General features: G+C 75.2%; 23 protein-coding genes. 12 read left to right on the plus strand and 11 right to left on the minus strand.

Annotated elements, in window-relative coordinates:
• Positions 1–88 precede the first annotated feature (88 nt).
• Together IE308_RS03660 and IE308_RS03665 are read left to right on the plus strand one after the other, a co-directional pair.
• Positions 89–808: a TetR/AcrR family transcriptional regulator gene (locus IE308_RS03660; protein ID WP_190216553.1), complete on the plus strand. Its 720-nt coding sequence runs from the start codon at positions 89–91 to the stop codon at positions 806–808.
• Complete coding sequence (locus IE308_RS03665) at positions 805–1,944, plus strand: FAD-dependent oxidoreductase (RefSeq protein ID WP_190216554.1); 1,140 nt, start codon at positions 805–807, stop codon at positions 1,942–1,944. Before IE308_RS03660 ends, IE308_RS03665 begins: the two co-directional genes overlap by 4 nt.
• Before the next feature lie 19 nt (positions 1,945–1,963).
• Here the strand turns inward: IE308_RS03665 and IE308_RS03670 are convergent, their stop codons facing one another.
• Positions 1,964–2,617: a TetR/AcrR family transcriptional regulator gene (locus IE308_RS03670; RefSeq protein WP_110634133.1), complete on the minus strand. Its 654-nt coding sequence runs from the start codon at positions 2,615–2,617 to the stop codon at positions 1,964–1,966.
• Between the two features lie 117 nt (positions 2,618–2,734).
• On the opposite strand from IE308_RS03670, the gene IE308_RS03675 reads away from it, so the two are divergent.
• A complete protein-coding gene (locus IE308_RS03675; RefSeq protein WP_110634129.1) occupies positions 2,735–3,298 on the plus strand; it encodes an NADPH-dependent FMN reductase in 564 nt (187 codons plus the stop codon).
• A gap of 85 nt (positions 3,299–3,383) precedes the next feature.
• On the opposite strand, the gene IE308_RS03680 is transcribed toward IE308_RS03675, so the two are convergent.
• Together IE308_RS03680 and IE308_RS03685 are read right to left on the minus strand one after the other, a co-directional pair.
• Entirely contained in the window at positions 3,384–4,145 is a 762-nt protein-coding gene (locus IE308_RS03680; RefSeq protein ID WP_190216555.1) for an SDR family NAD(P)-dependent oxidoreductase, read from the minus strand.
• Between the two features lie 38 nt (positions 4,146–4,183).
• Positions 4,184–5,323, minus strand: coding sequence for an acyl-CoA dehydrogenase family protein (locus tag IE308_RS03685; protein WP_110634124.1), 1,140 nt, complete (start codon positions 5,321–5,323; stop codon positions 4,184–4,186).
• Positions 5,324–5,420: 97 nt separating this feature from the next.
• Between IE308_RS03685 and IE308_RS03690 the strand changes: the two genes are divergently transcribed.
• Positions 5,421–6,023 carry a TetR/AcrR family transcriptional regulator gene (locus tag IE308_RS03690; RefSeq protein WP_110634121.1) on the plus strand — a complete coding sequence of 201 codons (603 nt, stop codon included), beginning with the start codon at positions 5,421–5,423 and terminating at the stop codon, positions 6,021–6,023.
• A gap of 30 nt (positions 6,024–6,053) precedes the next feature.
• On the opposite strand, the gene IE308_RS03695 is transcribed toward IE308_RS03690, so the two are convergent.
• Positions 6,054–6,803, minus strand: coding sequence for an AraC family transcriptional regulator (locus IE308_RS03695; protein WP_190216556.1), 750 nt, complete (start codon positions 6,801–6,803; stop codon positions 6,054–6,056).
• Positions 6,804–6,857: 54 nt separating this feature from the next.
• Between IE308_RS03695 and IE308_RS03700 the strand changes: the two genes are divergently transcribed.
• Positions 6,858–8,063, plus strand: a complete 1,206-nt coding sequence (locus IE308_RS03700) for an MFS transporter (RefSeq protein ID WP_190216557.1) — start codon at positions 6,858–6,860, stop codon at positions 8,061–8,063.
• 112 nt (positions 8,064–8,175) lie between these two features.
• On the opposite strand, the gene IE308_RS03705 is transcribed toward IE308_RS03700, so the two are convergent.
• The 5 genes from IE308_RS03705 to IE308_RS03725 form a co-directional block, all read right to left on the minus strand.
• Positions 8,176–9,048: a universal stress protein gene (locus tag IE308_RS03705; protein ID WP_190216558.1), complete on the minus strand. Its 873-nt coding sequence runs from the start codon at positions 9,046–9,048 to the stop codon at positions 8,176–8,178.
• A 109-nt stretch (positions 9,049–9,157) separates the two neighbouring features.
• On the minus strand, positions 9,158–9,970 hold the full coding sequence (locus IE308_RS03710) for an SAM-dependent methyltransferase (RefSeq protein WP_110634111.1): 813 nt from the start codon (positions 9,968–9,970) through the stop codon (positions 9,158–9,160).
• Positions 9,971–10,055: 85 nt separating this feature from the next.
• A complete protein-coding gene (locus tag IE308_RS36760; protein WP_229908688.1) occupies positions 10,056–10,847 on the minus strand; it encodes a hypothetical protein in 792 nt (263 codons plus the stop codon).
• The gene (locus tag IE308_RS03720; RefSeq protein WP_190216559.1) at positions 10,844–11,356 is read right to left on the minus strand and encodes an RNA polymerase sigma factor; all 513 of its coding nucleotides are present in this window, start codon (positions 11,354–11,356) and stop codon (positions 10,844–10,846) included. The genes IE308_RS36760 and IE308_RS03720 overlap by 4 nt, the downstream gene beginning before the upstream one ends.
• Positions 11,346–12,797 (minus strand): alpha/beta fold hydrolase, encoded by a 1,452-nt coding sequence (locus IE308_RS03725; RefSeq protein ID WP_190216560.1) that lies wholly within the window; start codon positions 12,795–12,797, stop codon positions 11,346–11,348. Before IE308_RS03725 ends, IE308_RS03720 begins: the two co-directional genes overlap by 11 nt.
• Positions 12,798–13,020: 223 nt before the next feature.
• On the opposite strand from IE308_RS03725, the gene IE308_RS03730 reads away from it, so the two are divergent.
• Together IE308_RS03730 and IE308_RS03735 are read left to right on the plus strand one after the other, a co-directional pair.
• On the plus strand, positions 13,021–13,314 hold the full coding sequence (locus IE308_RS03730; RefSeq protein WP_110634105.1) for a heavy-metal-associated domain-containing protein: 294 nt from the start codon (positions 13,021–13,023) through the stop codon (positions 13,312–13,314).
• Between the two features lie 101 nt (positions 13,315–13,415).
• Positions 13,416–15,698 carry a heavy metal translocating P-type ATPase gene (locus tag IE308_RS03735; RefSeq protein ID WP_190216561.1) on the plus strand — a complete coding sequence of 761 codons (2,283 nt, stop codon included), beginning with the start codon at positions 13,416–13,418 and terminating at the stop codon, positions 15,696–15,698.
• Here IE308_RS03735 and IE308_RS03740 read toward each other — a convergent pair.
• Positions 15,691–17,832 (minus strand): SpoIIE family protein phosphatase, encoded by a 2,142-nt coding sequence (locus IE308_RS03740; RefSeq protein ID WP_190216562.1) that lies wholly within the window; start codon positions 17,830–17,832, stop codon positions 15,691–15,693. The genes IE308_RS03735 and IE308_RS03740 overlap by 8 nt on opposite strands.
• A gap of 283 nt (positions 17,833–18,115) precedes the next feature.
• Here IE308_RS03740 and IE308_RS03745 point away from each other — a divergent pair, with 283 nt between their 5' ends.
• The 4 genes from IE308_RS03745 (at position 18,116) to IE308_RS03760 (ending at position 21,918) form a co-directional block, all read left to right on the plus strand.
• Positions 18,116–19,540, plus strand: a complete 1,425-nt coding sequence (locus IE308_RS03745) for an amidase (RefSeq protein WP_190216563.1) — start codon at positions 18,116–18,118, stop codon at positions 19,538–19,540.
• Between the two features lie 39 nt (positions 19,541–19,579).
• On the plus strand, positions 19,580–19,798 hold the full coding sequence (locus tag IE308_RS03750) for an NfeD C-terminal domain-containing protein (protein ID WP_190216564.1): 219 nt from the start codon (positions 19,580–19,582) through the stop codon (positions 19,796–19,798).
• 135 nt (positions 19,799–19,933) lie between these two features.
• Positions 19,934–21,421 (plus strand): SPFH domain-containing protein, encoded by a 1,488-nt coding sequence (locus IE308_RS03755; RefSeq protein WP_190216565.1) that lies wholly within the window; start codon positions 19,934–19,936, stop codon positions 21,419–21,421.
• Between the two features lie 50 nt (positions 21,422–21,471).
• Entirely contained in the window at positions 21,472–21,918 is a 447-nt protein-coding gene (locus IE308_RS03760) for a type II toxin-antitoxin system PemK/MazF family toxin (RefSeq protein WP_190216566.1), read from the plus strand.
• A 3-nt stretch (positions 21,919–21,921) separates the two neighbouring features.
• Here the strand turns inward: IE308_RS03760 and IE308_RS03765 are convergent, their stop codons facing one another.
• Positions 21,922–22,773, minus strand: a complete 852-nt coding sequence (locus tag IE308_RS03765; protein ID WP_190216567.1) for a TIGR02452 family protein — start codon at positions 22,771–22,773, stop codon at positions 21,922–21,924.
• 242 nt (positions 22,774–23,015) lie between these two features.
• Here IE308_RS03765 and egtA point away from each other — a divergent pair, with 242 nt between their 5' ends.
• Positions 23,016–24,335 carry an ergothioneine biosynthesis glutamate--cysteine ligase EgtA gene (gene egtA / locus IE308_RS03770; protein WP_190216568.1) on the plus strand — a complete coding sequence of 440 codons (1,320 nt, stop codon included), beginning with the start codon at positions 23,016–23,018 and terminating at the stop codon, positions 24,333–24,335.
• The last annotated feature ends 2 nt before the right edge of the window (positions 24,336–24,337 follow it).

Here is a 24,337-nt window from a genome sequence, read left to right on the forward strand (position 1 = left end):
GCAAGCGCGCACTGTGCCCGACGAGATTTTCACGAACACGTTCGCTACGAACTTGTTCGTGCCGAACATGTTCGTTACGGTGGACGGCATGACCGCGAGCCACCCCGCCCCCCGCAGCCGCCGTGAGCGGCCCGCCAAGCCCGCCCTGTCCCGGGAGGGCATCGTCGCCGCCGCGGTGGCGGTGCTGCGGGCCGAGGGGCTGCGCAAGGTGACCATGCGACGCCTGGCCCAGGAGCTCGACACCGGCCCGGCCTCGCTGTACGTCTACGTCCGCAACACCGACGAGCTGCACGCCGCCGTCCTGGACGAGCTGCTCGGCACGGTCGGGCCGGCCCCCACGGGGGGCACCTGGCGGGAGCGCCTGGAGCAGGTCCTCGGCATGTACACCGAGGTGCTGTTCGACCACCCGGACCTGGCCCGCGCGGCACTCACCGCCCGCCCCAGCGGCCCGCACTACCTGAACCTCGTCGAGACGCTGCTCGCGCTGCTCGACGAGGGCGGGGTGCCGCCCGCTCAGGCGGCCTGGGGTGTGGACCTGCTCCTGCAGCACGCCACCGCGACCGCCGCCGAACACAGCGGGCCGGACGCGGCCGGCCAGGACGAGTGGGACGCGCTGCGCCGCGCCCTCCGGGGCGCCGACGCCGGGACCCACCCGCACATCGCCGCTCTCGCCGGGCCGCTGCTCTCGGGGGCTCCCGCGGCCCGGCTGTCCTGGGCGTTCCAGGCGCTGATCAGCGGCATCGAGCGGACCGCCGTACCCGAGGAGACGCCCCGGACCACCCGGCCGCACGAAGGAGACACGCCATGACCAGCACCCCCCACCACCCCATAGCCGTCGTCGGCGCGGGGCTCGGCGGCCTGACGCTCGCCCGCGTGCTGCACGTGCACGGCATCGAGGCGGCCCTGTTCGACCTGGACCCCTCCCCCGCCGCCCGCACCCAGGGCGGCATGCTCGACATCCACGAGGAGTCCGGGCAGGTGGCGCTGCGCGCGGCCGGGCTGTACGACGCCTTCCGGGCGCGGGTCCACCGCGGCGGCGAGGCCCTGCGGGTGCTCGACCGGGACGGCCGGGTGCACCGCGAGGAGCCCGACGACGGCACCGGCGGGCGGCCCGAGATCGACCGCGGCGACCTGCGCGACCTGCTGCTGGGCTCGCTCCCCGGGGGCACGGTCCGCTGGGGCGCCAAGGTGACCGCCGCGCGGCCGCTGGGCGACGGGCGGCACGAGGTGACGCTCGCCGACGGCTCCACGTTCACCACGGACCTGCTGGTCGGAGCCGACGGCGCCTGGTCACGGATCCGGCCACTGGTGTCGCGGGCGCGGCCCGCCTACACCGGCGTGTCCTTCGTGGAGGCCGACCTGCTCGACGCGGACGTACGGCACCCCGCGAGCGCCGGGGTGGTCGGCGGCGGCATGCTGTTCGCGCTCGGCGCGGGCCGGGGCTTCCTCGCGCACCGGGAGAGCGACGGCAGCCTGCACGTGTACACCGCCGTCCAGGCGCCCGAGGACTGGCTCGACGGCATCGACTTCACCGACACCGAGGCGGCCAAGGCGGCCGTGCTGGAGCACTTCGGGGACTGGGACAAGACCCTGCGGGCGCTGGTCGCCGACGCCGACGGGCCGCTGGTGCCGCGCCGCATCCACGCCCTGCCGGCCGGCCACCGCTGGCCCCGGGTGCCCGGCGTGACGCTGCTGGGCGACGCGGCCCACCTGATGTCGCCGTTCGCCGGGGAGGGTGCCAACCTCGCGCTGCTCGACGGCGCCGAACTGGGACTCGCGCTCGCCGGGCACCCCGGGGACACCGAGGCGGCTCTGGCGGCGTACGAGGAGGCGCTGTTCCCGCGCAGCGAGGCCGCGGCGGCCGAGTCGGCGCGCGGCGCGGCGCTGCTGTTCCGCGCGGACGCGCCGCGAGGGCTGGTGGCGATGTTCGCCGCCCACGACTGAGCCGCGGTGCGGCGGACCCCTAGCGGGTCTTGGTCACCCGGGCGACCAGGTCCGTCCAGTTGGCCTCCAGCCGCTCGACCGGCATCTGGCACTGGCGGACCAGATGGTGGACGAGGGCCGGGTTGAGCTGGGCCATCAGCGTGTGGGCGAGGAGTTCGCAGTCCGCCTCGGGGACGGCCTGGCGCAGCAGCAGCGCGATGTGGCCGTGCAGCACCCGGCGGGCCGGGACGCTGAAGCGGCGGTCGGGGCTGGGTTCGGCGGCCAGCTGGAGGTCCAGCTCCTCCACCGTGCGGCGCAGCAGGGCGCGGCCGAAGGCGTGCAGCCGTTCCACCGGGGGTGCGCCGGGGCCGAGCGGGGGCGGGCCGCCGAGGAAGGCGGCCTGGAACTTGCGCTCGGAGTGGTCGAGGAGGGCCGTCAGCAGTCCGGTGCGGTCGCCGAACCGGCGGAACACCGTGCCCTTGCCGACCTGGGCCGCCGCCGCGACGGCCTCCATGGTCACGCCGTCCGCGCCGTGCTCGGCGATCAGCCTGGCGGCCGCGTCCAGCAGTTTCGCCCGGTTGCGGGCGGCGTCGGCCCGCAGGCAGGGCTCGTCCTCGGTGGCGCCGAGCTGGAGCAGATCCGGTCCGGCGGCGCGCTCGTCGTGCGGGGGAAGCGGCGGCAGAGCGGTCGACATGAAATCAGCGTAAAGCATCGGGAACAGAACTGGACCGCGGTCCGTTTAGGATGTTAGAAATTAAACGGACCTCGGTCCGGATCGTAACGGCCCTGTTTCAGCCCCTGGGAGTTCTCCATGTCTGTTCGCATTCTCGCGCTCGTCGGCAGCCTCCGTGCCGGTTCCACCAACCGCCAGCTCGCCGAGGCGGCCGTGAAGCTGGCTCCCGAAGGCGCCGAGGTCGTGCTGCACGAGGGCCTGGCCGAGCTGCCCTTCTACAACGAGGACATCGACGTCGAGGGCAGCGTCCCGGCCGCCGCCGTGAAGCTGCGCGAGGCCGCGCAGGCCGCCGACGCCTTCCTGCTGTTCTCCCCCGAGTACAACGGCACCATCCCGGCCGTCCTGAAGAACGCCATCGACTGGCTGTCCCGCCCGTACGGCGCCGGTGCCTTCGGCGGCAAGCCGGTCGCCGTGGTCGGCACCGCGTTCGGCCAGTACGGCGGTGTGTGGGCGCAGGACGAGGCCCGCAAGGCGGTCGGTATCGCCGGCGGCAAGGTGATCGAGGACATCAAGCTGTCCATCCCGGGCTCCCTGACCCGGTTCGCCGAGACCCACCCGGCCGACGACGCCGAGGTCGCCGCCCAGCTGACCGAGGTCGTCTCCCGCCTGCGCGGGCACGCCGCGGAGACCGTGGCCGCCTGACACACCGGAACACCCACGACGGGGCCGGAGCGCACACCGCTCCGGCCCCGTCGGGCTGTCCGCACCGCGAAGGTCCGGATACTCCTCAGCGGGCGCTCATCCGCAGGGCGCCGTCCATGCGGATCGTCTCGCCGTTGAGGTAGTCGTGCTCGGCGATCATGGTGACCAGGCGGGCGTACTCCTCGGGGCGGGCCAGGCGCTGCGGGAAGGGGACGCTGGCGCCGAGACCGGCCCGGACCTCCTCGCTGAAGCCCGCCATCATCGGGGTGTCGACGATGCCGGGGGCGACGGTGACGACGCGGATGCCGTACTGGGCGAGGTCGCGGGCGGCGGTGACGGTCATCCCGGCGACGCCGGCCTTGGAGGCGGCGTAGGCGATCTGGCCGATCTGGCCCTCGAAGGCGGCGATGGACGCCGTGTTGACGATGAGCCCGCGCTGGCCGCCGGCGTCCGGCTCGTGCCGGGTCATGGCCGCCGCGGCGAGGCGCATCACGTTGAAGGTGCCGACCAGGTTGACGTCGACGACCGTGCGGAACAGGTCCAGGTCGTGCGGGCCGCGACGGCCGACGACACGGGCCGACGGGGCGATGCCCGCGCAGTTGACCGCGAGGCGCAGCTCGGCGCCGTCGGCCTCGATGCGGGCGAGCGCCTGCTGGACGGGCTCCTCGCGGGTGACGTCGGCGGGCAGCAGCGTGACCCCGTCGGGCGCCGGGCCGGCCTGCTCGACGGCCTTGTCCAGGTCGAGGCCGTAGACGGTGGCGCCGCGGGCGGCGAGGGCGGCGGCGGTGGCGGCGCCCAGCCCGGAGGCGGCGCCGGTGACCAGGGCGGCGGATCCTGCGATGTCCATGAAGGGTGAACTCCTCGGCGGATGGTGGGGCGGGGCGATCAGGCGGCGAGGCCGCGGCTGATGACCAGCCGCTGGATCTGGTTCGTGCCCTCGAAGATCTGCATGATCTTGGCCTCCCGCATGTAGCGCTCGACGGGGAAGTCGCGGGTGTAGCCGTACCCGCCGAGGACCTGCACGGCGTCGGTGGTCACCTTCATGGCGGTGTCCGTGCAGACCAGCTTGGCCACGCTCGCCTGCCGGCTGAAGGGCCGGCCGCGGTCGCGCCGGCGGGCCGCGTCCAGGTAGGTGGCGCGGGCGGAGTCGACCGCGGCGGCCATGTCGGCGAGGAGGAAGCCGAGGCCCTGGTGGTCGATGATGCGGCGGCCGAACGCGGTGCGCTCGTTGGCGTAGGCGACGGCGGTGTCCAGAGCGGCCTGGGCGAGGCCGGTGGCGCAGGCGGCGATGCCGAGCCGGCCGCAGTCCAGCGCGCTGAACGCGATCTGCAGGCCCTGCCCCTCGGCGCCGATGAGCCGGTCGGCGTCCAGGACGGCGCCGTCCCAGTAGGCGGCGGTGGTCGGGACAGCGTGCAGGCCCATCTTGCGCTCGGGGGCGCCGAAGGTGAGGCCGTCGGCGGCGCCGGGCGCGAGGAAGCAGGAGACGCCGCGGGTGCCGGGGGCGGTGCGGGCGAAGAGGGCGTAGAAGTCGGCCTTGCCGCCGTGGGTGATCCACGCCTTGGTGCCGGTGACGCGGTAGCCGCCGTCGACGGGCTCGGCCTTGCAGGTGAGGGAGGCGGCGTCGGAGCCGGCCTGCGGCTCGGAGAGGCTGTAGCCGCCGATCGCCTCGCCCGCCAGCATGGCGGGCAGCCAGCGTTCCTTCTGCGCCTCGGTACCGAAGGCGTACAGCGGATGGCAGGCGAGGGTGTGCACGCTGGTGGCGACCGCGACGGCGGCCCAGCGGGTGGCCAGCTCCTCCAGGACCTGGAGGTACACCTCGTACGGCTGGGCCCCGCCGCCGTACTCCTCCGGGTAGACCAGGCCGAGCAGTCCGGCCCGGCCGAGGGTGGCGAAGAGCCCCTCCGGATAGGTTTCCGCGTTCTCGTGCTCCTCGACGCGGGGGGCGAGTTCCTTGTCGGCGATCTCCCTGGTGAGGGCGATCAGATCCGCGGCCTCCGGGGTGGGGAGCAGGCGGTCGACGTCCACGGCGACTCCAAGCGGTACGCGTACCCAAACGGTACTGAGAGAGGTACGGCAGTACCGTTTAGCGTAGCGGAAAGCGGTGGCTTGGAATACTGGCCGGGTGATCGAGACGTCGGCGACCGAGAGCCCGAAGCCCACCGGACGGGGCGCCCAGCGCCGTTCCGAGCTGTTCGAGGAGCTGACCGACCTGCTGGTGGCCGAGGGGTTCGCCCATCTGACCCTGGACGATCTCGCCGCCCGGCTGCACTGCTCCAAGCGCACGCTGTACGGCCTCGCGGGCAGCAAGGAACAGCTGGTGCGGGCCGCGGTGGTGCAGTTCTTCCGCCGGGCCACCGAGCGGGTGGAGGCGGCGCTGGCCGCCGAGACCGAGCCCGCGCGCCGGCTCGCGGCCTATCTGCGGGCGGTCTCGGCGGAACTCGCGCCCGCCTCCGCGCGGTTCTTCGACGACCTGGCGGACTTCGAGCCCGCCGCCGAGGTCTACGACCGCAACACCCGGGCCGCCGCCCGGCGCGTCCAGGAGCTGATCGAGGAGGGCACGGCGGCGGGCGCCTTCCGCGAGGTGCACGTGACCTTCGCGGCCGACGTGATCACGTCCGTGATGGTGCGGATCCAGCGCCGCCAGGTCGCGGCCGCCACGGGCCTGACCGACGCGCAGGCCTACGCCCACCTCAGCGAACTGCTCCTGCACGGCCTGACCAACTGAGCCGGGACTCCCCCTCGGCTCCCCCGCGGGTCAGCGGGTGCGTGGCCGGTGCTCCCCGGGCGTGTGGCCGAGGACGCGGCGGAAGACGTCGATGAACGCGCTCGCGGAGGACCAGCCGCACCGGTGCGCCACGGCGGTCACCGGCACGTCCTCGGCCAGCAGGACCAGTGCGCGGTGCAGCCGCAGCTGGGTCCGCCACTGCGGGAACGTCATGCCGAGGTCGGCACGGAAGAGCCGGGACAGCGTGCGGTCGCTGGCGCCGACCTCCCGGCCCAGCTCGGCGAGGGTGCGGCCGTCGGCCGGGTCTTCCTCCAGCAGGGCGCACAGCGCCCGCAGCAGCGGGACCGTCGGGGCGGGCAGGTGGAGCGGCTGCTGCGGCGAGGCGCGCAGCTGGTCGAGGAGGACGGCGCGCAGCCGGCGCCGTTCGGGGCTGCCGTCGTCGGGGGTGCGGGTGTAAGCGGCGATCAGTTCGCGCAGCAGGGGGCTGACGGCCAGCACGGTCGGCTCGTCGAGGGCGAGGGGGTTCTCGTCGGCGGGCAGCCCGACCAGGTGCAGGGCGATGTCGCCGTGGGCGCGGTGGGCGTGGACGGTCCCGGCGGGCACCCAGATCGCGCGGTCGCCCGGCGCGATCCAGGTGCCGGCGCCGGTGGTGACGGTCAGCACACCGCGCCCGGCATGGACGATCTGGTGGTCGTCGTGCCGGTGGGCGTCGATCGCGGCGCCGTGCGCCAGCCGCTGGGTGCGGGTGGGGGCGACGGGCTCGTGGCGGATCTGCGGCATCGGTTGGCAGATTAACGGAAGTACGACAGCCCGGTGGCCGCCGACGATGGCGGCGTGCGAAGGACAACACCGTTCCGAGGGCGGGCGCCGGGCGTCGTGCCGCTCTCCGTGGGACACGCCTGCGTCGACGTCTATCAGGGCGCCGTGGCCTCCCTGGTCCCCTTCTTCGTCGCCGAGCGGGGCTACGGCTATGCCGCCGCCTCCGGGATCGTGCTGGCCGCGTCCCTGCTGTCCTCGGTGGCCCAGCCGGTGTTCGGGCTGCTCACCGACCGGCGGGCCATGCCGTGGCTGCTGCCGCTGAGCACGCTCCTCGCGGGGGCGGGCATCGCGCTGAGCGGGCTGCCGGGCGGGTACCTGCCGACGCTGTTGTGCGTGGCCGTGTCCGGGCTGGGGATCGCCGCCTACCACCCGGAGTCGGCGCGCACCGCGCGGCGGGTGAGCGGGGGCAGTCACCGGGCGATGGGCTGGTTCGCGCTGGGCGGCAACCTGGGCTTCGCGGCGGCCCCGCTGCTGGTCGCCGCGGTGGTCGGCACGGGCGGCCTGGGCCTGACGCCGCTGCTGGCCGCCCCTGCGGTGCTGGGCTGCGCGCTGTGCCGCCCGGTGCTGCGCGCCGCGCGGGCCCGGCACCCGGCGGACGCCGCCGGCGGCACGGCGGACGCGGGGCGGGACGACGTACCCGCGTTCGTGCGGCTGTCGCTGGCGGTGGTGTGCCGGTCGGTGGTCTTCGTCGGCCTGAGCACCTTTGTCTCGCTGTACGCCGCCCAGCGCACCGGCGGCGGTACGGCCGCGGGCACGGCGGCGCTGTGCTTGCTGTATCTCGGCGGTGCCGTCGGCTCGGTCCTCGGCGGCGCCCTCGCCGACCGGTTCAGCCGGGTCGCGGTGTGCCGGTGGTCGTATCTCGTGGCCGTCGGCGCGGTGGCGGGTGTGGTGTACGTGCCGGGCCCGGCGCTGCTGGTGTTCCTCGCGCTGACCTCGGCCGGGCTGTACGTGCCCTTCTCGCTCCAGGTCACCCTCGGGCAGGACTACCTCCCCTCACGCATGGGCACGGCGAGCGGGGTCACGCTCGGTCTGACGGTGAGCGTCGGCGGTCTGGCGGGCCCGCTGCTCGGCGCGCTGGCCGACGCGACGTCGCTGCGGTGGGCGCTGACCCCGCTGATCGCGATGCCGGCGCTGGCCTGGCTGTGCCTGCGCCGCCTGTCCGAGCCCAGCGCGCCGCGCCCGGCACCGGCAGCGGTCAGCCGGGCCGCCCCCCGGCGGTGACGGCGTCGAGGAATCCGGCCGAGACGATGCCTGCGAACTCCCTTGCTCATGACGGTACTTGGGAGACGGTGGATGAGATCCGCCACTCGGCGTGGGTGCCGTCCGTCCGGGTCTACCGCACGGGTACGACCGCCACCGGGCAGCCGGCGTGGTGCAGGACGGCGTGCACGACCGACCCGAGGCGCAGCGCCAGCCGGCCCTCGACGGGGTGCCGGGGCAGGACGACCAGGCCGGCCCGGGCGGACGCCTCCACCAGCGCGGCGGCGGGCGAGCCGACGAGGAGGTCGGTGCCGACCTGCACGCCCGGGTACTCGGCGACGGGCCGCGACGTGTGCTCCAGCACCAGGGCGTGCGCCCGGCTCTCGTCGTCGAGGCTGCCGGCCTGGGGAACGGCCAGGCCGCTGCGTGGCCGGGGCATCCACGCGTGCAGCAACCGCACGGGCGCGCCGCGCAGTTCGGCCTCGGCGAGGGCGAACCGTACGCCGTCCTCGTCCCGTTCGTCGCGTACGCCGGTCACGACCGGGCGTCCGGCGGCGTGCCGGGTGTCCCCGCGGACGACGACCACGGGCCGGTCCGCGTGGGCGGCGACCTTCAGGCTCACCGAGCCCAGCAGCAGCCCGGTGAAGCCGCCGCGCCCGCGCGTGCCGACCACGATGAGACCGGCGTCCCGGCCCGCGGCCAGCAACGCCTCCGGGGCGGTCCGGCCGGAGACGAGGACCGTGTCGACGAGGAGGCCGGGGTAGGCGGCGAGGATCCTGGCCCGGGCGTGGGCCAGCAGGCCCTCGGCGCTGTCGGCGGCGCGCTCGGCGTCGTCGTCCTCGCGCGGCGAGCGCGGGTCCGGGGCGCCGGTGCCCGTGGCGTGGACGATCCTCAGCAGGCCGCCGCGCAGGGCCGCCTCACCGGCCGCCCAGTCCGCGGCGTGCCAGGTGTGGGCGGTGTCGTCGACGCCCACCAGCACGGTGGGGACGGGCTCGGAGCCGGTCATGCCGGCCGGGTACCCGGCGCGAGGTGGACCACACGACCGGGGCGGCCCCGCGCGGGGCCGCCCCGGTCGTGGCGGATCGGTGAGCGCCGGCCTCGGCGCCGGCCCGGGGTCAGGCCTTGTGGCCCACCCCGCCGAACATGGCGACCTCGGGCGGCAGCTCGCCGTCGGTGTCGGGCCGCCAGTGGTTGCAGGAGACGACACCGGGCTCCAGCAGGTCCAGGCCGTCGAAGAAGCGGGTGACGGCCTCGGGGGTGCGCTGGGTCAGCTTCGGGGTGCCGTGCTCGTTCCAGAAGGCGACGGCCGCGTCGACGTCGGGCATGTCCGCGCGGGTGATGGTGTGCGACAGCACCAGGTAGCTGCCGGAGGGCAGCGCGTCCATCAGGCGGCGCACGATGCCGTACGCCTCCTCGTCGTCCTCGACGAAGATGACCACGCCGAGCAGCATCAGCGCCACGGGCTTGCTGAAGTCGAGGGTGCGGCGGGCGTGTTCGAGGATGGTGTCGACGTTGCGCAGGTCCTCGTCGAGGTAGTCGGTGCGGCCCTCGGGAGTGCTGGTGAGCAGCGCCTCGGCGTGGGCGAGGACGATCGGGTCGTTGTCGACGTAGACGATGCGGGACTCGGGTGCGTGGCGCTGGGCGACCTCGTGGGTGTTGTCGGCGGTGGGCAGTCCGGTGCCGATGTCGAGGAACTGCCGGATGCCGGCCTCGGTCACCAGGTGGCGCACGGCGCGGCCGAGGAACTGCCGGTCGGCCTGCGCGTAGTCACCGATGCCCGGGTGCAGCTCGCGGATCTGGTCTCCGGCCTGCTGGTCGACTTCGTAGTGGTCCTTGCCGCCCAGCCAGTAGTTCCAGATCCGGGCGGTGTGCGGCTGGTCGGTCTTGATCCTCTGGTGCAGCTCGCTCACGGAGGGGGACTCGGTCACGCGATGGTCTCCAGTTCAGGCCGAGGCTGTCTCTCAAAGCGGCAACCTAGCGGCAGGAGTTGAGATGCGCGAGCGCCGGGTGGCGTCACGGCTGCCGGCGGTCGTGGACCCGGTGCTCCAGCCGGTGCAGGGCGCGGTCCAGCTCGCCCCGCGTGCCGAACGGCACGACCGCGGCGCGGCCCGGCAGCCGCAGCCCGCCGGTGAGGGCGACGCGGGTGGTGTCGCCGTCGGCGGCGGCCGCCATGCCGATGATCAGGAACCGGCTCTGCAGCCAGCACCAGCCGGGCCGCAGCACGCCCCGCAGATGGGCCCGCAGCCCGTACCGGCTGCGGGCGAGGGCCTCCACGCGGTCGCCGTCGGCGCGCAGCAGCCGTACCCGGCGCATGTCGGGCTGGAAGCGCCCGAACTCGCCCTCCAGGTCGCCCATCACCGCCCAGACCTCGTCGAGCGGGGCGGGCACGACGCGCTCGACGAGCCGTGCGCCGCGGACGGCGCCCGCCATGACGCGCAGGCGGCGGATGTCGTCGAAGGGGGCGGCGGGGTCGTCGGCACCGAGACCGGGCAGGCCGGGGAGGCCTCCGCCGGGCGGGGCGCTGCCGTCGCCGCCGGCGGTGGAGCCGGAGCCGGCGCCGGGCAGGCGGGAGTCGGCGGAACCGGAGCCGGGAGAGCCCGGGCCGGGGGAACCGGAGCCGGGCGAGCCGGGCCCCGGGCCGGGGGAACCGGAGCCGGAAGAGCCCGGGCCGGAGGAACCGGAGCCCGGAGAGCCCGGGCCGGGGGAACCGGAGCCGGAAGAGCCCGGGCCGGGGGAACCGGAGCCGGGCGCGCCGGGCTCGGGAGTGCCGGAGCCGGGAGCGTCGTGACCGGGGTGGGGAGTCATGCGAACCACGCCTTTCGGAAGCTCACCCGGGCGCGATGCAGCCGGGACTTGGCCGTGCCGGTGGTCACGCCGAGCAGGGCCGCCGCGGCCTGCTCGTCGAGGCCCTCGACGTCCCGCAGCACCAGCACGGCGCGGTGCTGCGGGGAGAGCCGGGCGAGGACGTCCCGGATGTCGGCGGCGAGCTGCGGGTCGCCGCGGGCGGGGAGTTCGGCCAGCTCGGCCGGGCGGTCGCGGCCGGCCCGCCGGGCGATGCGCACGGCCTCGCGCACGGCGATGGTGCGCACCCAGCCGTACAGCGTCTCGGGGTCGCGCAGCGAGCGCAGTGACCGGAAGACCGCGAGCAGCGCCTCCTGGGTGGCGTCGGGGCCGTCGTCGAGCGCGATCGGCCGGCAGATCCGCCCGACGTACGGCAGGAGGTGGTCGAGGAGGTCGTGCAGGGCGAGGGTGTCGCCGCCGCGTGCGGCCTTCGCGAGGGCGACGCCCCGAGCGCGGGCGGTCTCATCGGTCACGGAGGAACTCTTCCATGAGGGCACTGACCCGGTCGGCGCAGTCCAGGGTCAACGCGTGCCCGCAGCCGTCGAGTTCGCGCACGGTCGCGTCCGGCAGCAGCGCGCCGAACCGCCGGGCCTGCGCTACGGGCAGGACGGTGTCCTGCCGGCCCCACACCACCAGCACCGGCTGCCGGGTGCGCGGGAGCGCGGCCTCGGTCTCGCGCCAGTCGAGGCCGCGCTCCAGGCGGTAGACGGCCCGCCGGTTGGCGTCGAGCGTCCCCGGGGCCCATACGGCGTCGACGAGGTCGTCGGTGATCAGCTCGTCGTGGACGAGCACCCGGCGCAGGGACGCCTCGGCGGCGGAGCGGCCGGATCCGGTATTGACCAGCAGTTCCCCGACGGCGGGCAGTTTGAGCGCCTCCCAGGTCATCGGGTCGCGTTCGTCGAGGCCGGAGGGGGCGAGCAGCACCAGGCGGCCGACCCGCTCGGGGTGGCGTTGCGCGTAGGCCAGGGCCCAGCCGCCGCTCCAGGAGTTGCCGCCGAGGGCCGTGCGGGGCAGGCCGAGGGCGTCGAGGAAGGTGCCGAGCGCACCGGTCATGCCGTCCAGGTCCCAGGTGAAGCGGCTCTCGTGCAGCCGGGTGAAGCCCTGGCCGGGCAGGTCGACGACGTAGACGGTGTGGGTGCGGGACAGGGCGTCGACCTGGTGGTGCCAGGCGAAGGTCCAGGAGGCCCCGGGGGACAGCAGCACGACCGGGGAGCCGGTGCCCTGACGGACGTAGTGGAAGCGGGCGAGGGGCGTGTCGAGGTACCGGGATCCGGCGGCCGCCGTGAGGTACGGGGAGCGGTAGCCGTGCTGCTCGCCGGGGTCGTAGGCGTACGCCCCGTACAGGGCCGTGCCGGCCAGGGCGAGCGGCAGGGCCAGGGCGGTGCGCCGTACCCACAGCCGACGCCGGGGCGCGCCCCGCACACCCGCACCCGGGCTCCCTGCGCCCGACGCGCCGGCGCCCCGGGCGCCCGTACCCCAGACCCCCGCGAGCCGGGCGGCCCCGGCGCCCGCGATGAGGCACAGCGGGGTGTACAGCAGCAGGTTCAGCCAGTGGAAGGCACGGCTCGGCTCGTCGCCCGCGCCGCACGCCCAGGCCGCTCCCACCAGGCCCCGCACCAGCAGGCCGGCGGCGACGGCGAGGGTGACCGCGCCGAGGACGGGGCGCAGACGCCGTCCGCCGAGGCCGAGGCCGCGGGCGAGGACGACTGCGGCGGTGGCGAGCAGCAGGGCGGCGAGCGGCAGCAGCACGCGCGGCGTGAACGGTACGACGCCGCCGAGGACGGCGATCGACAGGGCGCGGGCGTCCGGCGCGGGCCAGGTCAGGCCGGTCGCCCAGGCCAGGTGCAGCAGCGCGTCGCCGGCGAGCAGCGCGGCGAGCGCCACGGCGGTGCGGGGTGGTCCGGAGTTCCTCACGGTCGTCCTCTCTGAAGGTGCCGAAGATCCGACGCCCTCAGGAGGAGGCGGAGGGGCCGGAGGTTCCTGTGGCCCCCGTCACATCGCCGGAGGGAGGGCGTTCACCTCGCCCCACCCCCTGGATCCATACCCTGGGGGGGTATAGTGTTTGTATCGTCGGAAGGGCCGGGCGACCGGCCTGACCGTCGGCCGACCCACGCATCGCGACCAGAGGGATGAAGTCATGACCGACCAGACGAGCACCGGATCCTGCTGCGGCTCCTGCGGCACCGGCGGCGCCACCGCCACGGACGTGCACCCCGTGGGCGTCACCACCGTCTACAAGGTGTCCGGCATGACCTGCGGGCACTGCGAGGGCGCCGTGTCGCAGGAGATCTCGGCCCTGGGCGGCGTCACCGCGGTGACGGCGGTGGCCGCCACCGGCGAGGTCACCGTCACCTCCACCGCCCCGCTCGACGAGGAGGCCGTGCGGGCCGCCGTCGACGAGGCGGGCTACGAACTCGTCGGCCGGGCCTGACCCCGGCCGGGCCGCAGGCCCGCACCGTCCCTCCGTGCCGGGACGTACCGCTCCGCTGATACGGACGCCGTACGTCCCGGCCCTCCCCAGGAGTCACTCACATGACCAGCACGGCACCCGAGCAGACACCCCCCGACACCGCACCGGCACCGCTCTCCCAGGTGGAGCTGTCCATCGGCGGCATGACCTGCGCCTCCTGCGCGGCCCGCATCGAGAAGAAGCTCAACCGCATGGACGGGGTCACCGCGACCGTCAACTTCGCGACGGAGAAGGCGAAGGTCAGCTACCCCGAGGGCGTCGAGGTCGCGGACCTGATCGCCACCGTCGTCAAGACCGGCTACACCGCGGAGGAACCCCCGCCGCCCGCTCCCCCGGCCGGCGACACCGGCCGGGAGCAGGAGGCCCCGGCGGCCGACGGTGAACTGCTCGCCCTGCGGCAGCGGCTGCTGGTCTCCGTGCTGCTGTCGGTGCCGGTCGTGCTGCTGTCGATGGTGCCCGCCCTGCAGTTCGACAACTGGCAGTGGCTCTGTCTGACCCTGGCTTCGCCGGTCGTCGTGTGGGGCGCCCTGCCCTTCCACCGGGCCGCCTGGACCAACGCCCGGCACGGCGCCGCCACCATGGACACCCTCGTCTCCCTCGGCACGCTCGCCGCGTTCGGCTGGTCGCTGTGGGCGTTGTTCTTCGGCGACGCGGGCATGCCGGGCATGCGGCACGGCTTCGACCTCACCGTCTCCCGCGAGGGCGGCTCCTCCGCCCTCTATCTGGAGGCCGCGGCCGGGGTGACCGCCTTCCTGCTGGCCGGGCGGTATCTGGAGGCGCGGTCCAAGCGCAAGGCGGGCGCCGCGCTGCGGGCGCTGCTCGAACTCGGCGCGAAGGACGTCGCCGTCCTGCGCGGCGGGACCGAGGTGCGGATCCCGGTCGCGGAGCTGGCGGTCGGCGACCGGTTCGTCGTACGGCCCGGTGAGAAGATCGCCACGGACGGCACCGTCGTGGAGGGCACGTCGGCCGTGGACGCCTCCATGCTCACCGGCGAGTCCGTGCCCGTCGACGTCACCGCCGGCGACGCGGTCACCGGTGCCACCGTCAACGCGGGCGGCCGGCTCGTCGTCGAGGCCACCCGGGTCGGCGCCGACACCCAGCTGGCCCGCATGGCGCGGCTGGTGGAGGACGCACAGAACGGCAAGGCGCAGGTGCAGCGGCTCGCCGACCGCATCTCGGCGGTGTTCGTGCCGGTCGTCCTGCTGCTCGCCGCCGCCACGCTGGGCGGCTGGCTCGGCGCGACCGGCGACGCCGTCGCGGCCTTCACCGCCGCCGTCGCCGTCCTGATCATCGCCTGTCCGTGCGCGCTCGGCCTGGCCACCCCGACCGCGCTCATGGTCGGCACCGGGCGCGGCGCCCAGCTCGGCATCCTCATCAAGGGCCCGGAGGTACTGGAGTCCACCCGCCGCGTCGACACCGTCGTCCTCGACAAGACCGGCACCGTCACCACCGGGCGCATGACCCTGCACGACGTGTACGCCGCCGACGGCACCGACGAGAAGGAACTGCTGCGCCTCGCGGGCGCCCTGGAGCACGCCTCCGAGCACCCCGTCGCCCAGGCGATCGCCGCGGGCGCCGCCGAGCGGGCGGGCAGCCTGCCCGTGCCGGAGGGCTTCGAGAACGTCGCCGGGCTCGGCGTCCAGGGCGTCGTCGACGGGCACGCGGTCGTCGTAGGCCGCGAGAAGCTGCTCGCCGAGTGGGCCATCGAGCTGCCCCGCGAGCTGGCCGAGGCCAAGGCCGCTGCGGAGGCCGAGGGCCGTACCGCGGTCGCCGTCGCCTGGGACGGCGAGGCCCGCGGGGTGCTCTCCGTCGCCGACGCCGTCAAGGACAGCAGCGCCGAGGCCGTCGCCGAGCTGCGCCGGCTGGGCCTGAAGCCGGTGCTGCTGACCGGGGACAACCGGCTCGTCGCCGAGGCGGTCGCCCGGCAGGTCGGCATCGACGAGGTGATCGCCGAGGTGCTGCCGCAGGACAAGGTCGACGTCGTCCGGCGGCTGCAGGCCGAAGGCCGCACCGTCGCCATGGTCGGCGACGGGGTGAACGACGCGGCCGCGCTGGCCACCGCCGACCTGGGCCTGGCCATGGGCACCGGCACCGACGCGGCGATCGAGGCCGGCGACCTCACCCTGGTCCGCGGCGACCTGCGGGTCGCGGCCGACGCCATCCGGCTCTCCCGGCGGACCCTGGCCACCATTAAGGGCAACCTGTTCTGGGCCTTCGGCTACAACGTGGCCGCGCTGCCGCTGGCCGCGGCGGGCCTGCTCAACCCGATGATCGCCGGTGCGGCGATGGCCTTCTCGTCGGTCTTCGTCGTCACGAACAGCCTGCGGCTGCGCGCCTTCAAGTGACCGGGCCCGGGTGCCCCTGTCCGACGACGTGGCGCAGTACCAGCAGCGCCACGTCGTCCGTGCGTTGTCGGCGGGCCCCCGACTCCGCCACCAGGGTGTCGATGAGCGCGTCGAGGTCGCCGTCGTCGGCGTCGGAGACGTGGCGGGCGAGGTCGGTGATCGAGTCGTCCAGGTCGACGCCCGGCGTCTCGATCAGGCCGTCGGTGTAGAAGGCGAGCATCAGGCCGGGGGTGAGCGGGATCTCGGTGACCGGGAAACGCGCGTCCGGGTCGATGCCCAGCAGTGGCCCGGGCGGCAGGTCGAGGGGCCGGGTCTCCCCGCCGGGCAGCCGCAGGACCGGCGGCGGGTGCCCGGCGCTGGCCAGGGCCACCCTGCGGGCCGCGAAGTCCAGACGGGCGTACAGACAGCTGACGAAGAGGTCCGCGCCGAGGTCGGTCAGGAGCCGGTTGGCGCCGCGCAGCACCCGGTCCGGGGTGGTGCCGAGGGCCGCGTGGGCGCGGACGGCGGTGCGGACCTGCCCCATGAGCGCGGCGGCGGCCACGTCATGCCCCTGGACGTCGCCGATCACGGCGGCCGCACCGGTGGCGCCGAGCGGCATCAGGTCGTAGAAGTCACCGCCGATGTCCATGCCGCGGGTGGCGGGCAGATAGCGTGCGGCGACCCGCAGCCCGGGGACCGCGGGCAGGGCCCGTGGGAGCAGTGCCTGCTGGAGGGCGTGGGCGAGGTCGTGCTTGGTGTCGTACAGGCGGGCCCGGTCCAGGGCGTGCGCGACGAGGCCGGCGAGCGAGGTGAGCACCGCGCGGTCCTCGGCCGGGAACGTGTGGGGCCGGTCGTAGGACAGGATGCAGCAGCCGACCGGCCGGCCGGCGACGACCAGCGGCAGGAACGCCCAGGCCTGCTTGCCGCTGACGTCCGCGGCCTCGGGGTAGGCCCGCCCCATCTCCTCCGGGTCGGAGAAGAACGCCGGGAGGCCCGTGTCGAGGACCTGCCCGGCCGGGGTGTACCGGGTGTCCAGGGCGAGTCCGTTCAGCCGTTCGATGGTCTCCGGCGCGTAGCCGCGGTAGCCGGTGATCCGCAGCCGTCCGGCGTCGACCATGGACAGCACCAGGCCCTGCGCGTCGAATGCGGGCATGATCTGGTCGGCCACCAGGTCGATGACGTCCCGGACGCCGACCACCTCGGTCAGCGCGGCGGCGAGGTGGGTGAGCTGGTAGAGCCGGCCGGCCCGGGCGGGTACGGCGGTGCGCGCGGAGCGGCGGAAGGCCGGTGCGGGCGGGTACGGCGCACCGCTCGGCACGATCCGTACGCTGATGCCGCTGGCGTCCGGGTAGAGGTGGAAGTCGAGCCAGCTGTCGGGCGGGCGGCGGGCGGTGAAGACGACCGGCTCGCGGCTGATCACGGCGGCCCGGTAGCTGTCCTCGACGCCGGGGTCGTCGAGCCAGCGCAGGGACTGCCAGGGCAGGGTGCCCAGCAGCCGGCCGGGGTCCCGCCCCAGCAGTTCGCAGGCGCCCGAGCTGAGGTAGGTGAAGCGGCCCTCCAGGTCCAGCGCGCAGCTCCCGCCGGGCAGCCGCTCGATGAAGTCGGCGGCGGCCAGCGCCGGGCCGGCGGCGCCGACGGCCGTGTGGGCGGCCAGCACCCGGGGCAGCTCCCCGGGCGCCGGGAACGTACCGCCGGCCGCGCTCTCCTCCAGCAGCCGGGCCAGCCGTCCGCAGCTGGCCGTGATGTGGCCGCGCTCGCGCTGCGTCATGTACGGCGGGCGGCCGGCCGGCCACATCAGCAGCAGGGCCCCCCAGCGGCGGACCCCGGTCACCGGGGCCGCGGCCATCGCCAGCGGGTAGGGCAGCGCGGCCGCGGTGCGCGGGTAGGAACGGGCCATCTCCTCGTGGCTGCCGATCCAGACGATGCGTTCCTCGCGCAGGGCCTCGGCCACCGGGGCCGGGGCGTTCACCGGGATTCTCGCCCACGGTGCCGCGACGTCGGCGGGGGCGCCGGACAGCACGTCGAGGACGAGGTGGCGCTCGTCCGGTGCGAGCAGGTAGAGGGCGCCGATGGACGCGCCGGTGCGGCGCACCGTCTCCGCGAACGCGGCGTCCAGTGCGTCCACTCCCGTCGCGCCGTCGCGCACACCGGTCATGACGCAGCTCCAGCCCGGGGCGGCTGCCGACACGGCCGAGGGCACGAGCGCCCCGGACCGCCCGGTACCGGCCTCTTCACCAGGACGGTACGCCCCCGTGCGACGGTCGGCACGCCACGCGCTCCGGCCGCGGCACGGCCGCGCACCTCAGGCTCTCCGGTACCCGGCGGCGGTGGATTCAGCCGCGTGCCGCGCACTTCCTGCGCGGTCGGGCCCCGGGAGGTTACCGTGCGGTAGTCGGTGGGTTCCCGCCGCAGCCGTCCACGTGCCGGAGGTGCCTCGCATGACCCTGGACCGCAGCGCAGGCCTGGTGGAGACCGCCCGTGCGCTGGCCGCGGGCGAGGTGAGCGCGCGGCGGCTGGTGGAGGAGTGCCTGGCGCGCATCGAGGCGACGCAGGGCACGCTCAACGCGTTCCGTGTCGTGCGGGCCGAGGCCGCGCTCGCGGAGGCGGACGCGGCGGACGCGGAGCTGGCCGCGGGGGTGCGGCGGCCGCTGCTCGGGGTGCCGGTGGCGGTGAAGGACGACATGGACGTCGCCGGGGAGCCGACCGCGTTCGGCTGCTGTGGTGAGTTCCCGGCCGTCGCCGAGGACGGCGAGGCGGTACGGCGGCTGCGGGCGGCCGGGGCGGTGATCGTCGGCAAGACCAACACCTGCGAGTTCGGGCAGTGGCCGTTCACCGAGGGGCCCGCCTTCGGCGCCACCCGCAACCCCTGGCACCCCGGCCACACGCCCGGCGGTTCCTCGGGCGGCTCCGCCGCGGCCGTCGCCGCGGGGCTGGTGCCGGCGGCGCTCGGCTCGGACGGCGCCGGCTCGGTGCGCATCCCCGCCTCCTGGACCCATCTGATCGGCATCAAGCCGCAGCGCGGCCGGATCTCGACCTGGCCGCGCGGCGAGTCCTTCCAGGGCATCACCGTCAACGGCACCCTCGCCCGGACCGTCGCCGACGCCGCGCTGCTGCTGGACGCGGCGAGCGGCAACGACCCCCGCGACCCGCACCGCCCGCCGCCCGTCGACGTCCTGGGGGCGGTCGGCCGCGATCCGGGCCGGCTGCGGATCGCGCTCGCGCTGAAGCCGCCGTTCACGGCCGTGCCCGCGCGGCTGGACCCGGCGGTGCGGGCGCGCGTGGTCGAACTCGCGGAGAGGCTGGAGCGGTTGGGGCACACGGTCGAGGCGGCCGACCCGCCTTACGGACAGATCGGGCTGACCTTCGTGCCCCGCGCCACCGCGGGGATCGCCGAGCGGGTCGCCGAGGCGCCGTTCCCCGCCCTGCTGGACCGGCGCACCCGGGGCGCCGCCCGGCTGGGGCGGCTGCTGGGCGGGGCTCCGCTCAGGGCGGCGCGCCGGGCGGAGGCGGTGCTGCACCGCCGTATCGGCGGCTTCTTCGCGTCGTACGACGTGATCCTCGCGCCGGCCACCGCCGCTCCCCCGCCGCGCATCGGCGCGCTGCTCCAGCTCGGCGGGTTCGCCACCGACCGGGCGATGATCGCCGCCTGCCCGTACGCCTGGCCCTGGAACGTGCTCGGCTGGCCCGGCGTCAGCGTCCCGGCGGGCTTCGTCGGACCCGGGCTGCCGGTCGGTGCCCAACTGCTCGGCCCGGCGCACAGCGAGCCGCTGCTCATCTCGCTGGCCGCGCAGCTGGAGAGCGAGTTGCGCTGGCACGAGCGGTGGCCGCCGCACCTGGGTGAGGCGGCGCAGACCCCGGCGTGAGCGCTGCCGAGCCGCTGACTCCGCCCGTACGCTGGGGCCATGGGCGATGCGTCGATGGTCGGGCTCCTGGGGCGGGTGACGGGGACGGTCGGGCCGGGCCTCGTCGGCGAGGTGATCGTCCGGGTGCGCGGTGGCGCCGAGCACTTCCTGGCCTATCCGGCGTCCGGCGCGGACCGCCTGGAGCGGGGCACGGTGGTGACGGTGGTGGAGTACCTGCCGCCGCGGACGGTCTACGTGTCGGCGGCGTACGGCGGTTGAGGCCCGCGCGCCGCGGGTGACGGCCGTAGGTGTCAAGACTGCGACAAGAAACGGCGGATGGCTTCACCGCCGGGTCCCGCCGGGCGCACACTCCCCTGGTTCGGTGCCACGAGGGCACCAGGCACAGGGGGGCGCATGCCGATGGTCGTCGGTGTCGTCGCGGGGGTGGCGGTCGTCGCCGTGCTCGCACTGATCGGTCTGTTCAAGCTGATGTGGCGGGTCGCCGAGCCCAACGAGGCGCTGGTCATCTCCGGGTCCAAGCACCGCACGGAGGGCCTGGAGGAGGGCATGGGCTTCCGCATCGTCACCGGGCGGGGCACGCTGGTGGTGCCCGGCGTGCAGGTGGTGCGGCGGCTCTCGCTCGACCTCAACGAGACCGAGCTGTACGTGGACTGCGTGACCCATCAGGGCATTCCGCTGAAGGTGCGGGGCGTGGTCATCTTCAAGGTGGGCGACGACTTCGTGTCGATCGCCAACGCGGCCCGCCGCTTCCTCGACCAGCAGAAGCTGATGTCGGAGCGGGTGCACAACGTCTTCGCCGGCCATCTGCGGTCCATCATGGGCGGGTTGACGGTGGAGGACGTGATCCGGGACCGGGAGAAGCTCACCGGGCAGACGCGGGCCGCGTGCGGGACGGAGATGGAGAAGCTGGGGCTGATCGTGGACTCGCTGCAGATCCACGAGATCGAGGACCCGACCGGGTACATCCAGAACCTGGCCGCCCCGCACGCCGCCGCCGTGCAGCGGGACGCGCGGATCGCGCAGGCGGAGGCCAACCGGCTGGCCACCGAGGCGGAGCAGCAGTCGATGGCGCGGATGGCGGAGGCCACCCGGGACAGCGAGATCCTCCAGGCGGGCTACCAGGCCGAGCGGGACAAGGCCGCGGCCAAGGCCCGCCAGGCGGGCCCGCTGGCGGACGCGGCGGCCCGGCAGGAGGTCGTCGTCCAGGAGACGCGCGTCGCCGAGCTGGAGGCGCACCGGCGCGAGCAGCAGCTCCAGGCCGATGTGCGCAAGCCGGCCGACGCCGCGGCGTACGAGAAGCGCACGCTGGCGGAGGCCGAGCGCGACGCGCGGATCTCGGCGGCCGAGGCCAGGGCGAAGGAGACGGAGCTGGCCGCGGCGGCGGAGGCGACGCGGGTGAAGACGGCCGCGGGCGCGGAGGCCGAGGCGACCAAGGCGCGCGGTGCGGCGAGTGCCGCGGCGACCCGGGCGACCGGCGAGGCGGAGGCCGCCGCCGCGCAGGCGCGGGGTCTGGCGCAGGCCGAGGCGGCCCGGGCCAAGGGCCTGGCGGAGGCGGAGGCGATCAAGGCGCGGGCCGCCGCGCTCGCCGAGAACCAGGAGGCCGTGGTCGCGCAACAGCTCGCGGAGAAGTGGCCGGAGATCGTGCAGGCCGGCGCGTCCGCGTTCGGCAACGTCGACAACATGGTGCTGCTGAACGGCGCCGACGGCATGGCGGACGTGTTCGCCAGGGCGCTCACGATGGGCGGCACGGGGCTGGGGCTGGCCCGTCAGCTGCTCGCCTCGATGAACGGCAACGGGCAGGCCGGGAACGGCACTTCACCGCTGAACGGGAAGGCGGCACCGCCCGCGCAGCGGGTGCCGGTGGAGCGCGAGGAGAGCTGAGTCCACGGCGCGGTCGCGAGAGACACGGGGGTACCCCCTAAGGTGCCCCCGTGACTGCGTTTACCGAAGAGAACGTTCCGGGCCGGCACGGCCCCACCGCCACCACCGAGGCGGACCCGCGCGAGGTCGGCCGGGTGCGCACCGAGTACTCGCCGGCGCACGACGGCGACCCCGATCCCGGGGAGATCGTGTGGACCTGGGTGCCGTACGAGGAGAACGACGGGCGCGGCAAGGACCGTCCCGTGCTGGTCGTCGCGCGGGAGGCGGCCGGGACGTTCCTCGCCGTGCAGCTGTCGAGCAAGCGGCACGACGGCGACCGGGAGTGGGTGGCGATCGGCAGCGGGCCCTGGGACCGGACGGGGCGCGCCTCGTGGGTGGACGTGGACCGGGTGCTGCGGCTGCACGAGGAGGGCATGCGCCGCGAGGCGTGCGCCCTGGACCGGGGCCGGTTCAACCTGGTCCGGCAGCGGCTGCGGGAGCGCTACGGCTGGATCTGAACGCTACGGCTGGAGCTGGGGCGCCGGGGCGCGGTCCTCGGTCAGGTCCGCGAACGCCTCGCCGAACGCCGAGCGGACCGCCTGGTCGCGGGTGCGGTCCAGGACGCCGAAGACCACGTGGGTGAAGGCCGCCGCGAACCGGCCGCCGGGGCCGAGCAGGCCGCGGAAGGCGGAGGCGACCTGCACGGGGTCGTTGCGGAAGACGCCGCAGCCCCAGGCGCCCAGCACCAGCCGCCGGTAGCCGTGCGCGGCGGCCGTCTCCAGCACGCGCTCGGCCCGCACGGCCAGGGCGCGCGGCAGCTCGGCCGCGCGCTCCGGGGCCGTGCGCAGGACGACCCCCGCGTTGGGCGCGGCGGCGGTCAGGAAGCCTGCGGTGTACGGCGTGTCCAGCAGGCGGCCCCGGTCGTCCCGGAAGACGGGCACGGACGGCGAGTGGATGACGCGGTCGGTGTAGAACGGGTCGCGGTGGGCGCGGTGGTGGTCGTAGAACTCCCGGGCTCCGAGCAGGCAGTGGTAGAGCGCGGAGGCGCGGCACAGGGCCTCCTCCTGCGCCTGGGCGCCGTTGAGGTAGCCACCGCCCGGGTTGCGTGCCGAAGCGAAGTTCAGGACGGCGACCGGTTCGGCGGCGAGCCGGCGGGCGGCCTCCAGGCTGCTCTCCCCGGTGACCTCGATGCGTGTCGTGACGGGCTCGTACGACGGCACCTCCACCGGCTCAGGCCCGTACATGCGCGTGCCGGCGCGCGCCGCCTCCAGGGCCGCGGCGACGGACACCTCCCGGCCGTCGGAGCGCCGGTAGGCCCCCGCCGCCACGATCGCCTCGGTCTCGGCGGCGATCCCCCGCAGCCGCGCGCTCATGTCGTCTCCCCCGTGCGGTCCCCCGTGCTGTTCATGAACTCATCGTGAGCGGCGCCGGTCCTCGCGGGCAACAGAGTTTTCCTTTGGCAAAAACGAACAGGTGTTCGTGATTACATGTCGCGAACGTGCCGCTATGCACTCTTGTGCGATGCGCTTCGAGGGTCTTGGGTGGAACGAGTGCCGCTCTCGGGGCGACCCGCGCCGGGAGCGGTGGCATGGTGGACTCTCAGGAGGATCCCGACATGTCCGACTCGGTAAGTGGCTGTACGGATATCGCGGCAGTCACCGAACCCGAAGTGGAAGCCCTGGTCAAGGGCATCTGCTTCAAGACCGGACCGCCCCGCACCCTCGGGGTGGAAGTGGAATGGCTGGTCCACGAGCTGCACGCACCGCGGCTCCCCGTATCGGCCGAACGTCTCGAAGCGGCCTACGCCGCCCTGCGTACCGTGCCCCTGCGGTCGGCGCTCACCGTCGAACCCGGCGGTCAGCTGGAGCTGAGCTCGCTCCCCGCCGCCTCGCTCACCGAGTGCATCGGTACCGTCTCCGCCGACCTGGACGCCGTCCGCGCCGTGCTGCGCGCCCAGGGCCTGGGCCTGGTGGGCCTCGGCCACGACCCCTGGCACCCGCCCCGGCGGTATCTGCGCGAGCCGCGCTACGACGCCATGGAGGCCTGCCTCGACCGCACCGGCCCGGCCGGCCGCGGCATGATGTGCACCTCGGCCTCGGTCCAGGTCTGCCTGGACGCCGGGTACGAGGAGCCCGGCCCGCTCGGGCACGGGCGGCGCTGGTGGCTCGCGCACACCCTGGGCGCGGTCCTGGTGGCCGCCTTCGCCAACTCGCCGCTGGCCCAGGGCCGGGCGACCGGCTGGCGCTCCACCCGGCAGCTGCTGTGGACGGAGATCGGCCCCGGCCGGGCGGGCGCCCCGGCCTCGGACGGCGATCCGCGCGCGGCCTGGGCCCGGCACGTGCTGGACAGCCCGGTGATGTGCATCCGCCGGGACCGCGGCCCGTGGGAGGTGCCGGAGGGGCTCACCTTCCGGCAGTGGATCCGTTCGGGCGCGCCCCGGCCGCCCACCCGGGCGGACCTGGACTACCACATCACCACCCTGTTCCCGCCGGTCCGGCCGCGCGGCCATCTGGAGCTGCGGATGATCGACGCGCAGCCCGGCGACGACGGCTGGATCGTGCCGCTCGCCGTCACGGCCGCGCTGTTCGACGACGCGCAGGCCGCCGAGACCGCCTACCGCACCGTGAAGCCGCTGGCCGAGCGGTCCGGGGGGCTGCCCGCGCCGCACAACCCGCTGTGGACCGCCGCGGCACGCGACGCGCTGGCCGACCCCGAGCTGCACGAGGCCGCCGTGGCCTGCTTCGGCACGGCCCTGGAGGCGCTGCCGCGGCTCGGCGCCGGGCCGCGGGTCACCGGCGCCGTCGCGGCCTACCTGGACCGCTACGTCCGCAAGGGGCGCTGCCCCGCCGACGATCTGCTCGACCGACTGGACGGGACGGCCCCGGCCGGGCCCCCGCCCCGCACGACCGCGCACGGGAAGGACATCCGCCAGTGACC

The organism is Streptomyces griseosporeus, from assembly GCF_014656055.1.
GTDB lineage: Bacteria > Actinomycetota > Actinomycetes > Streptomycetales > Streptomycetaceae > Streptomyces > Streptomyces griseosporeus.

Excerpts from the sequence above, each read along its gene's own strand:
- IE308_RS03675 (WP_110634129.1), top strand. The coding sequence starts at position 2,735 with ATGTCTGTTCGCATTCTCGCGCTCGTCGGCAGCCTCCGTGCCGGTTCC.
- IE308_RS03680 (WP_190216555.1), bottom strand. The coding sequence starts at position 4,145 with ATGGACATCGCAGGATCCGCCGCCCTGGTCACCGGCGCCGCCTCCGGG.
- IE308_RS03745 (WP_190216563.1), top strand. The coding sequence starts at position 18,116 with ATGACCCTGGACCGCAGCGCAGGCCTGGTGGAGACCGCCCGTGCGCTG.
- IE308_RS03765 (WP_190216567.1), bottom strand. The coding sequence starts at position 22,773 with ATGAGCGCGCGGCTGCGGGGGATCGCCGCCGAGACCGAGGCGATCGTG.
- IE308_RS03730 (WP_110634105.1), top strand. The coding sequence starts at position 13,021 with ATGACCGACCAGACGAGCACCGGATCCTGCTGCGGCTCCTGCGGCACC.
- IE308_RS03665 (WP_190216554.1), top strand. The coding sequence starts at position 805 with ATGACCAGCACCCCCCACCACCCCATAGCCGTCGTCGGCGCGGGGCTC.
- IE308_RS03735 (WP_190216561.1), top strand. The coding sequence starts at position 13,416 with ATGACCAGCACGGCACCCGAGCAGACACCCCCCGACACCGCACCGGCA.
- IE308_RS03705 (WP_190216558.1), bottom strand. The coding sequence starts at position 9,048 with ATGACCGGCTCCGAGCCCGTCCCCACCGTGCTGGTGGGCGTCGACGAC.
- IE308_RS03750 (WP_190216564.1), top strand. The coding sequence starts at position 19,580 with ATGGGCGATGCGTCGATGGTCGGGCTCCTGGGGCGGGTGACGGGGACG.
- IE308_RS03740 (WP_190216562.1), bottom strand. The coding sequence starts at position 17,832 with ATGACCGGTGTGCGCGACGGCGCGACGGGAGTGGACGCACTGGACGCC.
- IE308_RS36760 (WP_229908688.1), bottom strand. The coding sequence starts at position 10,847 with ATGACTCCCCACCCCGGTCACGACGCTCCCGGCTCCGGCACTCCCGAG.
- IE308_RS03755 (WP_190216565.1), top strand. The coding sequence starts at position 19,934 with ATGCCGATGGTCGTCGGTGTCGTCGCGGGGGTGGCGGTCGTCGCCGTG.
- IE308_RS03695 (WP_190216556.1), bottom strand. The coding sequence starts at position 6,803 with ATGCCGCAGATCCGCCACGAGCCCGTCGCCCCCACCCGCACCCAGCGG.
- IE308_RS03660 (WP_190216553.1), top strand. The coding sequence starts at position 89 with ATGACCGCGAGCCACCCCGCCCCCCGCAGCCGCCGTGAGCGGCCCGCC.
- IE308_RS03670 (WP_110634133.1), bottom strand. The coding sequence starts at position 2,617 with ATGTCGACCGCTCTGCCGCCGCTTCCCCCGCACGACGAGCGCGCCGCC.
- egtA (WP_190216568.1), top strand. The coding sequence starts at position 23,016 with ATGTCCGACTCGGTAAGTGGCTGTACGGATATCGCGGCAGTCACCGAA.